The sequence below is a fragment of the Moraxella lacunata genome (genome assembly GCF_900453205.1).
Taxonomy (GTDB): domain Bacteria; phylum Pseudomonadota; class Gammaproteobacteria; order Pseudomonadales; family Moraxellaceae; genus Moraxella; species Moraxella lacunata_B.
The window spans coordinates 23,534-35,674 of sequence record NZ_UGQU01000004.1; the positions used below are offsets into that span (position 1 = coordinate 23,534).

11 protein-coding genes are annotated in these 12,141 nt (G+C 42.4%); 3 read left to right on the top strand and 8 right to left on the bottom strand.

Annotated features, from left to right (window positions below; translation table 11 throughout):
- The first annotated feature begins 170 nt into the window (after window positions 1-170).
- From DX073_RS12495 to DX073_RS12505, 3 genes are all read left to right on the top strand, one after another.
- Complete coding sequence (locus tag DX073_RS12495; RefSeq protein WP_115008381.1) at window positions 171-1,448, top strand: glutamate-5-semialdehyde dehydrogenase; 1,278 nt, start codon at window positions 171-173, stop codon at window positions 1,446-1,448.
- A gap of 254 nt (window positions 1,449-1,702) precedes the next feature.
- On the top strand, window positions 1,703-1,915 hold the full coding sequence (locus tag DX073_RS12500; protein WP_115008382.1) for a hypothetical protein: 213 nt from the start codon (window positions 1,703-1,705) through the stop codon (window positions 1,913-1,915).
- A 136-nt stretch (window positions 1,916-2,051) separates the two neighbouring features.
- On the top strand, window positions 2,052-2,759 hold the full coding sequence (locus tag DX073_RS12505; RefSeq protein WP_115008383.1) for a hypothetical protein: 708 nt from the start codon (window positions 2,052-2,054) through the stop codon (window positions 2,757-2,759).
- Between the two features lie 92 nt (window positions 2,760-2,851).
- Here DX073_RS12505 and DX073_RS12510 read toward each other — a convergent pair whose 3' ends face one another.
- The 8 genes from DX073_RS12510 to gatC all read right to left on the bottom strand — a co-directional run bounded on the left by DX073_RS12510 (window position 2,852) and on the right by gatC (window position 12,072).
- Window positions 2,852-3,652 carry an SIR2 family NAD-dependent protein deacylase gene (locus DX073_RS12510; protein ID WP_258556960.1) on the bottom strand — a complete coding sequence of 267 codons (801 nt, stop codon included), beginning with the start codon at window positions 3,650-3,652 and terminating at the stop codon, window positions 2,852-2,854.
- Between the two features lies 1 nt (window position 3,653).
- Window positions 3,654-5,345: a restriction endonuclease subunit S gene (locus DX073_RS12515; protein WP_181814458.1), complete on the bottom strand. Its 1,692-nt coding sequence runs from the start codon at window positions 5,343-5,345 to the stop codon at window positions 3,654-3,656.
- Window positions 5,338-7,260: an HsdM family class I SAM-dependent methyltransferase gene (locus tag DX073_RS12520; protein ID WP_115008386.1), complete on the bottom strand. Its 1,923-nt coding sequence runs from the start codon at window positions 7,258-7,260 to the stop codon at window positions 5,338-5,340. Before DX073_RS12520 ends, DX073_RS12515 begins: the two co-directional genes overlap by 8 nt.
- A gap of 71 nt (window positions 7,261-7,331) precedes the next feature.
- A complete protein-coding gene (gatB, locus tag DX073_RS12525; RefSeq protein WP_115008387.1) occupies window positions 7,332-8,801 on the bottom strand; it encodes an Asp-tRNA(Asn)/Glu-tRNA(Gln) amidotransferase subunit GatB in 1,470 nt (489 codons plus the stop codon).
- 479 nt (window positions 8,802-9,280) lie between these two features.
- Window positions 9,281-9,490 (bottom strand): hypothetical protein, encoded by a 210-nt coding sequence (locus tag DX073_RS12535; RefSeq protein WP_115008389.1) that lies wholly within the window; start codon window positions 9,488-9,490, stop codon window positions 9,281-9,283.
- A gap of 2 nt (window positions 9,491-9,492) precedes the next feature.
- A complete protein-coding gene (locus tag DX073_RS12540; protein ID WP_115008390.1) occupies window positions 9,493-9,996 on the bottom strand; it encodes a GNAT family N-acetyltransferase in 504 nt (167 codons plus the stop codon).
- Window positions 9,997-10,171: 175 nt separating this feature from the next.
- Window positions 10,172-11,647 carry an Asp-tRNA(Asn)/Glu-tRNA(Gln) amidotransferase subunit GatA gene (gene gatA, locus DX073_RS12545; protein WP_115008391.1) on the bottom strand — a complete coding sequence of 492 codons (1,476 nt, stop codon included), beginning with the start codon at window positions 11,645-11,647 and terminating at the stop codon, window positions 10,172-10,174.
- Between the two features lie 137 nt (window positions 11,648-11,784).
- Complete coding sequence (gene gatC, locus DX073_RS12550; protein WP_115008392.1) at window positions 11,785-12,072, bottom strand: Asp-tRNA(Asn)/Glu-tRNA(Gln) amidotransferase subunit GatC; 288 nt, start codon at window positions 12,070-12,072, stop codon at window positions 11,785-11,787.
- Window positions 12,073-12,141: the final 69 nt, after the last annotated feature.

Below are 12,141 nucleotides of genomic sequence, written 5' to 3' on the forward strand. Positions count from 1 at the left end.
AAAGTATGATGTTAAAAAATGGTTTTAAAAAGATGGTTTTTAAAAGACCATCTTTTTAAAAGTTATGGCGTATTAGCGAGACAAAGCTGTTTTTACTGCTGTTTTGATAAAAGTTGCTTTTTATAAAAAATGCCTTTAATATAAGCCCATCACTCACATTAAGGATTATCATGACCGACCTTAGCACCTACATGAATGACGTGGGCGTGCGTGCCAAAACTGCGTCCGCCACGCTTGCCCGAGCCAACACCAAGACCAAAAATCATGCCCTAGCTTGTATCAAATCGGCTCTTATCGCCCAAAAAGATGAGATTTTATCCGCCAATGAGATAGACGTACAAAACGGCAAGGATAAAGGACTAGATAGTGCCTTGCTTGACCGTCTTATCATCAGTGATAAGGTGTTTAATGGCATATTAAGCTCGCTTGATGACGTGATAGCCCTTGCCGACCCCATTGGCGAGATGAGTCAGATGACCTACCGCCCCAGTGGCATACAGCTTGGCAAAATGCGAGTACCGCTTGGCGTGATTGGTATGATTTATGAAAGCCGTCCCAACGTAACCATAGAAGCAGGGAGCCTTGCCATCAAATCAGGCAACGCCATTATTCTGCGTGGCGGTTCAGAAGCCTTCCACTCCAACCAAGCCCTAGCCCATGCCGTGCATACAGGTTTGGAGCAGGCAGGGCTACCAACCGACTCGGTGCAAGTGCTGACCACGACCGACCGTAATGCGGTGGATAAGCTCATCGCTATGGTGGGCGTGGTGGACGTGATTGTTCCACGGGGTGGGCGTGGACTGATAGAGCGTATCGCCAACAACGCCCGTGTGCCAGTCATCAAGCACCTAGACGGCAACTGCCATACTTATGTGGACAGTCTGGCAGACATGGACATGGCGGTCAAGGTGTGCGTCAATGCCAAAACGTCTCGCTACTCGCCGTGTAACGTCATGGAAACCTTACTTGTTCATGCGGACATTGCCGATACCGCCTTGCCACAGATTGCCCAAGCCATGCATGACGTGGATAATGCCATGACGTTTCGGGTGTGCGATAAATCCAAAGAGATTTTGGCAAATACTGGCGTAAATACAGAGCCTGCCACTGATGACGACTGGTACACCGAATACCTTGCTCCCATGCTGGCGGTCAAAGTCGTGGACGACCTAGACCACGCCATCGCCCACATCAACCACTACGGCTCGCACCATACGGACGTGATTATCACAAATAGTTATGAGAACAGTCAGCGTTTTATCCGTGAAGTGGATTCAAGCTCGGTCATGGTCAATGCGTCCAGCCGTTTTGCGGACGGGTTTGAGTATGGACTGGGGGCGGAGATTGGTATCTCCACGGACAAAATCCACGCTCGGGGGCCTGTGGGGCTACATGGACTGACTTCCCAAAAATGGGTGGTGTTTGGGCATGGAGAGATTAGAATATAAATCAAAAAAACACATTTCATTTTCAACTTAAAATAACAACTTGCAGATTATTTGATAACTATTTTTCGGGTTGTAGGGGCGAATCACATTTGCCCTTGATAAGTTAATCACTTATATAAAGTTGAGAATGGGGGTGTAATCTAGCTCATTTTATCGCCACTGCCAAAGCAAGTAACGCACAAGTGTGTTACTGCATAATGCGTTTGTGCTTTTAAAGGTACAAAATAATGTTATCGTGAATGTATGGGTACACCATGAATAAAGAATTTGCTATTGAGATAAAACAGCACGCACTTCATTGTGTGGAGCATTTGATGTCCATTTTGTATACCGAACAATTTGCCGAATGCTCGCCAGAAGTGCAAGAGCGGTTAAAGCGTAACATTGGTATCTTGATTGGTGAAATCCAAATGACTGTTTTGGAGGAAGTGTATCAATCTTTTCCAGAGTTAGATGATTTAAAATAAAAAGAGTGGGCTAGCCTAACTTGAATTGATAATCATGCTAAATATTGATTGATAATTATTACTTTTTAGGATATAGTGTGCGGTGGAATTGCTCATTTTGGGCAATTTCGCCCTTTCATTTTTATAAGGAATTATCATGAAAAAACTTATCGCAATCTCCGCCCTAAGCCTTGCCATGTTTGGTATGACCGCTTGTCATCACACCGCACAAGCCCAAACCAAGCCTACCGCCACCGCCCTTGCCACCACCAACACCAACTACAAAAACGAACGCCACATGACCATTGACGGCGTATCTTTCCCTGTTAGCGAAACGTCTGCACGCATTTTGGTGGGGGCGGACGGTCAGCCCTTGCTCGTGGACGATATTTTTGACGGTAAGGCGGACACCCCTGTGGCAGGCTATCGTATCATGGTGATGAACCGTGCGTCATCGCTGGCAGTAGAGGGTCGCACCCTAAAAGACGGCAAGGTCATTGATAGCCGCATGATTCATCGTGGTTCAAAAGCCCGTATCGGCATTCCTGTGGTGGGCGGTAAAGTGGCGTTGGATAAGGCGGTACTGCTTGATTTGGACATTATCTATGACGACCCGACCAAACCCCTTGCCGAAGGTCAAGCATTCAAGCCCCGTGGCGAAAAACTCACCAAATCAGATGTACCTGTCAATGACAAAAAAGTCGTGGTACGTTCATTTACTCTGCCAAATCTAGCCACAGGCGAAAATGCAGGCGGGGGCATTGACTTTACCGCCACAGCAACCATTGAAGGCAAACAGGTCAGTACAGGAGCAAACTCGGCGTTTCAAATCTTTGAAGGTGGTACGGACGAAAAGCGTTTTTGATAAAGGCAAGTAAGGCAAGCCATGAATAACAAAGGTGTGTAGAAACGCCTTTGTTATCATTATTACCCATAAGTCATTGTCTATTGTATCAATCACTCACACAACGCCCGCCAAATCTCATCTACCCCATGTATGCCCGTCATGCCAAGCCCAATCCCGCCTTGGGGTGTGGCAGGTTCTCGCAGGTTAATGCGAATCAGACGTGGGGCAAAGTCATCGCCAAAGCGTCTAACCGTCGGTATCGCTGTCCCTGCCCCAATCTCGATGACGACAGGGTTTTGGTGGGTTGTCAAAAACTTGTGCAGGCGGGTTTCTTGCTCGTCCGTGCGATGAGATCGCCAAGCAAAATCGCCAAACATCAAGATATTAGGACGAGCCAACCCGCCACAATCAGGGCAAGTGGGTAGCTCCCCAAGCCACTCGCATTTGTCATTGTCAATCACAGGCGTTAAGTCGTCCGCCGTCCAAATTTTATCAGAGCAGGGTATGACACATTGCAAATGATGAATAGAGCCGTGGCATTCATAAACTTTGTCAGCGTCAAACCCTGCCTTGACAAATTGCCCGTCCACATTGCTGGTAAAGATAAAATAAGGCAAATCAAGGCGGTCAGCAAGTGCCAATAACTTGCCAAAGCCTGCGTGGGGCGTGGTGGCTTTGTACAGTGCCAAACGGTGTCCATAAAATCCCCAAGCAAGGCGTGGATTTTGGGCGAAGGCTTGGGGGTTGGCGATGGCGGTAAAGTCCATCTGTCGTCTGCCAAGCTCGGGATAGGCTTGCCACATACCAGTATTGCCCCGAAAATCAGGCAAGCCAGAATCCACGCCCATGCCTGCTCCTGCGGTGATGAGTAGGCTATCGGCGGAGTGGAGTAGGGTTTTGATGGTGGGCATTTTAGTGTTCATAGTGCTGTAAAATTTGCAAAATCTTTTTCATCTCAACTGCTTTCATCATATTTTCCATATACGCCCAATTTGGCTCACCGTTATCATCGGTGGGTAGCATAATGGTTTGTTTACTCATTCGTTGGGCATTAAATTTATAACCGTATTGATATTTTTCTTTTTGTTGCAAAATAGCGGTTTTTAAAAATAAATATACCCATTTATTGGCATAATCTTTATTTTTTAATTCCAGTCTTTTGACATCATCAGAAAAGATACAGTCATAAGGGTGATAAAAATTTTCTACCACACTCCCATTATAATTAACGCCCAAAATATTTTTATCAAGACTGGCGTTGGTATTACTCACAAATTCGGTAATACCATTATTAAATTCAGTCGCTCCGATAAATGGCATATCGCCTGTTATCATATCAGATTTGGTTAAACGCACACCAGATTTAATAAAAAATATTTGACTTAATTTAAATCTTGCCCATACTATTTCGGCTCGGCTCGGCTCGGCTCGGCTCGGCTCGGCTCGGCTCGGCTCGGCTCGGCTCGGCTCGGCTCGGCTCGGCTCGGCTAAGGCATTGTATTGATTGAGATAAGAAAGTAAAGTTTCTATTTTATCTTTTTCAATATTTTTAATAAAATCTTCCATAAATCGCCAATTTGGGTTGCCATTTTTATCTATGGGTAATCTTAACTTTTCTTTGTTAAGTCTTGATTGGTTTCGTTTATAACCAAAATTATATTTTCCACGAATTTTATCAGCAATGGTGGTAATAAATAATCCGCTATATTCTGTCAAATTTGGATTATAACCAACAGAAACATCTTGCGTGGCAATAAATGGTTCTTTTTTATAAACAGAATAACCCATTGCACCTTCGCCATTTCTAATAAAAACAATGGCATTTCCATCATAAGTTAATTTTTCATTATTTTCAACATATTCAAGAACGCCGTTATTTCGGTTGGTTGCACCGACATAGTTTGTACCTTTTTCGGATAGTTGTAGATGATTTAAGCCCTTTGATGGCTTATTGATAAATTCAAAAAGTTCACCGATTTCAAAATAGCTCCATTGAATATCTTGATGATTTGTATCGCTAACAATTTCTAATAATTTATTGGAATAATAGTTTATTAAATCAGATTTCTGATTTTGTTCAATCTGTTTAATATAATCTTCCATAAATTGCCAATCGGGATTTCCTTGATTGTCAATGGGTAATATCATCTTAGATTTTTTTATTCTTTTTGGTCGCCACTTTTTGGCATATTCAAAACTTTCTCCACTTTTTCTAAGTAAGGGGATAAGAAATTTAGCAAGTTGGGGTGTTAGAGCTCTATTTTTTAAATAGATTGGACTAATGTCGTGACTACAAGTAAATTCTGTAGGTTGAAAATATATATGCCCTACTGAACCGTTGTTGGTTATAGCTAGGCAATTTCCTTTAAAAACTCTTTTGTTTTTATCTTTGGAGTTTAATTCCCCAGTCTTGTTATAATTTTCTATATCTTTAATATCACAAAACCCAGTAATGCCATTATTGTATTGAGTGGCACCAAGAAAAGGAATTTTTCCTTTTTCCGACATAGGTGGTTTTTTATTATAATAACCATCTTTAATATCAAATATGTCAGATATATTGAATGTTTTCCAGTTTTTATCATTTAATGTTAATTTACTCATCATTATTCTCCCCAATACCAAACAAATACCCACGCCCGTGCGTAATCATATTCACTTCAAAAGTCAAATAATCCGCCACCGTTTTTTCAAAATCGGCTTCACTGGGAATCTCATCATTAAAATAATAAAAAGAGTGTAGCCATTCATCATCGGCTTCAATGGTGGTCTCGACACAAAATTTGGTTGGGGCGGTAATTTCATCACGCCAGACATTAAGCAGATGTTCTTTTTTATCTTTGGCGGATTCGGTTTCTATCAAGCCTTTGTGCTTTTGGACTTCAAAACCATCATCTTCAAAGTTAATAAATTTGACCAGTTTTTCTTTATCGTGCGGTACGCCTGCGGTAAATACGGCAATACACGGATTTGTGCCGACACCATAAAAAGTATTTTTATTTAAAGTAATCACGCCTTCTAAGGTATGATGTTTTAGGATATTGGCTTTGATGGCTTGTTCTTCTTTGGTTTTGCCTGTCATTGATGACTGCGGAACAATAACAACCGCCTTGCCATCAGGTGTTAAGCTGTTTAATAAATGCTCGGTAAAGGCAATTTCATAAAGATTGGGATTTTGTTTTGAGCCTTGTGAATAAGGCGGATTCATCATACCAATATTACAGCTTTTTAATTGTAATTTGGCGGGATTTTGTTTTAAAAAATCTTCTTGGTCTAAATTGCTTTTGCCATCGCCACGCAAAATCATATTGGTGGTGGCAATGGTAAACATATAAGGTTGCAATTCAATGCCGTGCAGTTGATTTTTACGAATGTTATTTTTCTGTTTATCGCTGGTCGCTTTTTGGAGCATATAATGCATACCTGCAATCAAAAATCCAGCCGTACCACAGCAAGGGTCAAGAATACAATCATCGGGCGATAAATTAACAAGTTCGCAAAAAATCTCGGTAATGTGTTTTGGGGTCAAAACAATACCCAGCGTTTGCCCATCACCGCCAGAATACGACATAAACTCGCCATAAAACCGCCCCAAATAATCTTCGGCGGATTGGGTGTATTTGATATTTTGGTAGATGTGTCTGTATAAAAATTCGGTATAATGTTTTAGGGGTGTTTTCTTTAAGTTGTCATTAATTTCATTGATGATTTTGGTATCTTTGATGACCGAAAATTGATTAAGCAATTTGTCTTTTTTGACTTCTGGCGATACTTTGACTCTTTTTAAATGATTTTCAATGGCGGTATAAATTTTTTCGCCATCGGTTGTTATATCATCGCCAATCAAATCATCAATGGAGAAGTTTTTGTATTCCATTTCTCGTAAAGCCAATAAAATCCCAGAGACAAGTAATGGCTTGTCTTTGTCTTGAATGCTCCCATAATTACGCAAATCTTCGTGCAGGTCTTTGGCGTTTTTAAGAATTTCTGCGGTGGTTTTTTCTTGGGGTGTTTGTTCTTTTAGGATTTCTTTAATATAATATTCGTCAATATTGTTTTCATTAAAAGAAATAAAGGTTTCAATATTGTTTAATTCTTTATATTCGCCACGCTCGTTAATAAAAATGGGCGTGATGTGATGGCGTTTTTCATCGCCAGAGACACCAATGGCAATAATCTTTTTATAAGTTGTGTGCTGGCTTAGATGAATGCCATAATGTATTGCACCATTGACGGCATAATTTTTTATGCTGTCTGTTTCTTGGCAAATGAGATTTTGTTCATTGTGTTTTTGATGAAGGGCAACCTCTTTTTTATCTTCAATGACAATCAAAAAATCTTTAATCACACCGACAAATTCAGGCATGCCTACTTTGCCTGTTTTGGCTTTTGATGCACTTTTTAGGGCGGTATCTATTTCCAAAATAGAACTCCCCTGTGCGTCAAAATTATCTGCAATATCAGCATTTTTTAATAAATCATATACCCAAAAATCGGTAGATTTTTCTTTCTTTGCCATTGTTTATCCAAAATTTAATAGAAATAAATGCCTTATTTTAAGATAAGGCATTTATAAAAGTTTACCTAACTTTAACCAATCAACTTCTTCAACAATTCATTAACTTGTGCTGGATTGGCTTTTCCTTTACTGGCTTTCATTACCTGACCGACCAGTCCATTAAAGGCTTTTTCTTTTCCGCCTTTATATTCGTCCACCATGGTTTGATTGTTAGCAAGGACTTCTTTAATAATCGCTTCAATCGCCCCTGTGTCGGTCTCTTGTTTTAGCCCTTTTTCATCGATAATCTCATCGGCAGATTTGTCGGACTCCCACAGATAGCCAAACACTTCTTTGGCGATTTTTCCGCTAATGGTATTATCCAAAATGCGAGCAATCAACCCTGCCAAGCGTTCAGCAGAGATCGGCGATTTATCAATGGTTAGCTCGTTTTTATTGAGTGAACCTGACAGCTCGCCCATGACCCAGTTTGCCCCAATTTTGGCGTTATTTTTGCCAATGATTTCTACCACTTGCAAGAAATAATCCGACAGCTCACGGCTACCATTTAGCACGTTGGCATCATAAGCGGTCAAGCCAAACTCACTGGCAAATCGCTCTTTACGCACGCTCGGTAGCTCTGGCATATCGGCACGCACTTTGGCAAGCGTCTCATCAGAGATGACAACAGGCAACAGGTCGGGGTCTGGGAAGTAGCGGTAATCGTTGGCTTCTTCTTTGGTGCGCATGGCACGGGTTTCGTCTTTTTCGGGGTCGTATAGGCGTGTGGCTTGCACGACTTTACCGCCGTCTTCGATGACGTCAATTTGGCGTTCAATTTCGGATTTAATGGCTCGCTCAATAAAGCGGAACGAGTTTAGGTTTTTGAGTTCACAGCGAGTACCAAAAGGCGTGTTTGGCTTATGTACCGACACGTTGATGTCCGCACGGAAGCTACCTTCTGCCATAATCGCGTCTGAGATACCAAGCCAAGTAACCAGCTCATGAATGGTCTTGACATAGGCGACCGCTTCGCCCACCGAACGCATATCAGGCTCGGAGACGATTTCGATGAGTGGCGTACCAGCACGGTTCAAATCCACGCCCGTCATCTGTGGCACAGCGTCATGCACCGATTTGCCAGCGTCTTCTTCTAGGTGGGCTCGTGTGATACCGATACGTTTGGTGTATTCGTCTTTTTGCCCTGCGTTTACAAGGATGTCAATGTAGCCACGTCCGACAATGGGGTTTGCCATTTGCGTGATTTGATAGCCTTTGGGCAGGTCGGGGTAGAAGTAGTTTTTGCGGTCAAAGGTGTTGTATGTGCCAAGCTCGGCATTGACACCCATGCCAAATTTTAAGGCACGTTCAATCACGCCTTCATTGAGTACAGGCAACGCCCCTGGAAAGCCCAAATCCACAATGGTGGCTTGGGTGTTTGGCTCTTGCCCAAAGGCGGTGGGGGCGTTTGAAAAGATTTTACTGTCGGTGTTTAATTGGCAATGGATTTCAATACCAATCACGACTTCATAGCCGTCAATTAGGGGGGCTTGTTGGGTCATAGGGTTTTCCTTGGGTTTAAATTGGTTTATTAAATCAGTTGCTTTTTTATTTAAAAATATTAGAAAAAATATGTATAAAAAAGCAACAAATACAAAAAATTAAAAACATCATGGAATAATATAAACATGCTTTTGCGATATTGGCAAAGCTTTCATTTTTACCAAAAATAAACAGCAGTATAAACAATACCAATAAGGATATGCTGTTTAATAAGATAAAAGCGTATATTAGACCAAAGAGATTTATCTTGGCAAAATAAGTTAATATGATAAATAAAACCAAAGAAATGGCAAAACAAGATTTTGTACGATGTTTTGATATTTCATGTAGTTTTATTTGGTGATTATCTCTTAAATATAACAAAAATAAATAGCAAAAAAATATCAGTAAAAACAGCAATACAGGTAGAATAAATATCCCGTACACAAAAACACCGTATATCCACATATTTTTCACCAGTTTTTAAAAAGATGTTTTGCTACTTATATTTTTTATCATTTGCCAAACGTTCGGATAAAATTTGTTGATGTGCTTGGCTAAGTTCTTCATCAGATGAGTTTGATTTTTGCTTTAACCATAAATAAGGCTCAGAAATTTTTTGAAAAAACTCCGCCAAATTATCCTTACCGACTTGGTTAATTAACTCTTGATAATAAACATCATCAAATTGTAAAGTAACAGTTTGCATGATTACTCCTTAATTCTCGCCATGGTATAAGCATTGACAAATTTGCCATGTCTAAATGCAAATTTTTGATGCTCGCCTTCAATGACAAACCCAAATTTTTGATAAAGGGCAATGGCTTTTTCGTTGTCGGTATAAACGGTCAATTCCACTCGCTCCAAATTTAGCCAATTATCCGCCAAATCCAAAATCGTCTGCATAAGCTGACTGCCCACGCCTTGCCCTTGATGACTTTCGCTCACGGCAATCACAAAGTTGCCAATATGCCGTCTTCTGGGGTTGGTTTCGGTGCGTAGGGCGATATTGCCAACAACGTGTTCTGTGTCATTATCACAAACAACCGCCACAAATGAATGAGCGTGTTCTGGGATATTGCCAAGCCACTTTTTCCAATTGTCTACCGATTGACTGGGTAAGTGCAAAGTTTGACTATATACGCTTTGATTGGTATAGAGCTTTTGTACGCCTTCTGCGTGTTTTTGTTCGGTACGGCAAATAATCACAGTCATGGGTTGTCCTTAATATTTTGGTGGTGTGATACTATCAATCCATACTTTAATGAAATTGTCGGGTAAATCGTGGATTGGTGGCAGGGTGCGTATGACGCACCAACATACCCTTTATTAAAAGGTGCGTGGAACGGCACCCTACGATTTACCCAGTGATTGATACGGCAATCTCATCTTAGTCCAAATTCGGCGTATCCTTATGAAACTCGGTATTCGCCTGATAAATATGAGCGGTTTTTAATAGTTCACTTTCCGCCCAATGCTTGCCAATAAGTTGCAAGCCCACAGGCAAGCCGTTCGCTTGTCCCACAGGGTGCGATAGGGCGGGCAGACCTGCCAAGTTTACACCAATGGTATATACGTCAAGCAGATAAATGCTGGCAGGGTCAAGGCTTTCGCCCAATTTATAGGCAACCGTTGGGGCGGTGGGGCTTGCGATGATGTCGCATTTTTCAAACGCCTTTTTAAAGTCGTCCACAATAAGACGGCGAACCTTTTGGGCTTTGGTATAATAAGCGTCAAAATACCCTGCCGATAGGGCATACGTTCCCATGATGATACGGCGTTGCACTTCCGCCCCAAAACCTTCGGAGCGTGAACGGGTGTATAGGTCATGCAAATCTTTGGGGTTTTCACAGCGATAGCCAAAACGCACGCCGTCATAGCGAGACAGGTTTGAGCTGGCTTCGGCAGGGGCAAGCAGATAATAAGTGGCAAGCGTTACGGCAGGGTCGGTGATGTCCACTTCTACAATCTCTGCTCCCAGCTCTTCATATTTGGCTAGGGCGGTGCGAATGGATTTTTCTACTTCACTATCAAGACCTGCCCCAAAATACGCCTTTGCTACACCGATTTTTTTGCCTGCTAGGGGTTTGCCGTCTGTCTTGGTCGCCAAAATGTCCGCCACATAATCTTCGGTGGGGCGGTTGATAGACGTTGCGTCTTTGGGGTCGTGTCCTGTCATGGGAGCGAGCAGGTAGGCACAGTCTAGGGCGGATTTGCCAAAAGTGCCTGCTTGGTCAAGGCTTGACGCATAAGCAATCATGCCATAGCGAGATACACGTCCATAAGTGGGCTTAATGCCTGTAATGCCACAAAATGACGCAGGTTGGCGAATAGAACCGCCCGTATCTGAGCCTGTCGCCACAGGCACAAAACCGCTTGCCACCGCCGCCGCTGACCCACCAGACGACCCCCCTGGCACACGAGCGGTATCCCAAGGGTTGTGTACCGCCCCAAAGTATGAGCTTTCGTTGTCCGAACCCATGGCAAATTCGTCCATGTTGAGCTTACCTAGGCTGACAAATCCAGCGTTGGCGATGTTTTCCACCACAGTTGCGTCATAAGGCGAGACGAAATTGGATAGGATTTTTGAGCCTGCCGAGGTTAGCACGCCTTTGGTGCATAGGTTGTCTTTGTGAGCCATTGGCACGCCAAGCAGGGGGCGAGTGTCGCCTTCGGCACGCAGTTTGTCGGCAAGTTCGGCTTGTTTTAGGGCGTTGTCAAAATCTTTGGTAATAAAGCTGTTGATTTGCCCGTCTAGGCTGTCAATGCGACTGGCAAAATGTTTGACCAGTTCTTGACTGCTAAATTGTTTGTTTTTTAAGCCGTCTGCTAATTCATGGACGGATAGGTGGTGTAGGTCTGTCATAAAATGCCTTTTTTGTGTGTCGTTTTAATATTGAGTGCTTTAATCTTAACTAAATTGTAGGGGCGAATCACATTCGCCCTTCATAAACCAACAATAATATTAAAGCTGATAATGGGGAATTGTTTAAATTATTGATATTATTCAATCACCTGTGGCACAAGGTATAAGCCATCTTGTACCGCAGGGGCGACCGTCTGAAAGCCGTCTCGGTCAATATTAGGGTTGGCGACATCGGCACGCAACTCGGTACAGGCTTCGTGAATGTTGGCAAGGGGCTTGATGTCATCGGTATTGACATCAGACAAGACATTCATCATGGCAAGGATTTTGTCAAGACCGCTAGCGTAGCTTTGGGCGGTGGTGTCGTCAATGGCAAGACGAGATAGGTTGGCACAATTTTGCACATCTTGGGCGGTGATTGTCATAAATTTTCCTAAAATAACAGTTAAAATGTTAATGCTTGATAAAAGCGAATAGACTGGCTAATTTTACCA

Bases quoted from the DNA above. Each gene is read 5' to 3' on its own strand.
- DX073_RS12500 (WP_115008382.1), top strand. From the start codon at position 1,703: ATGAATAAAGAATTTGCTATTGAGATAAAACAGCACGCACTTCATTGT.
- gatC (WP_115008392.1), bottom strand. From the start codon at position 12,072: ATGACAATCACCGCCCAAGATGTGCAAAATTGTGCCAACCTATCTCGT.
- DX073_RS12505 (WP_115008383.1), top strand. From the start codon at position 2,052: ATGAAAAAACTTATCGCAATCTCCGCCCTAAGCCTTGCCATGTTTGGT.
- DX073_RS12520 (WP_115008386.1), bottom strand. From the start codon at position 7,260: ATGGCAAAGAAAGAAAAATCTACCGATTTTTGGGTATATGATTTATTA.
- DX073_RS12515 (WP_181814458.1), bottom strand. From the start codon at position 5,345: ATGAGTAAATTAACATTAAATGATAAAAACTGGAAAACATTCAATATA.
- DX073_RS12510 (WP_258556960.1), bottom strand. From the start codon at position 3,652: ATGCCCACCATCAAAACCCTACTCCACTCCGCCGATAGCCTACTCATC.
- gatB (WP_115008387.1), bottom strand. From the start codon at position 8,801: ATGACCCAACAAGCCCCCCTAATTGACGGCTATGAAGTCGTGATTGGT.
- DX073_RS12540 (WP_115008390.1), bottom strand. From the start codon at position 9,996: ATGACTGTGATTATTTGCCGTACCGAACAAAAACACGCAGAAGGCGTA.
- DX073_RS12495 (WP_115008381.1), top strand. From the start codon at position 171: ATGACCGACCTTAGCACCTACATGAATGACGTGGGCGTGCGTGCCAAA.
- gatA (WP_115008391.1), bottom strand. From the start codon at position 11,647: ATGACAGACCTACACCACCTATCCGTCCATGAATTAGCAGACGGCTTA.
- DX073_RS12535 (WP_115008389.1), bottom strand. From the start codon at position 9,490: ATGCAAACTGTTACTTTACAATTTGATGATGTTTATTATCAAGAGTTA.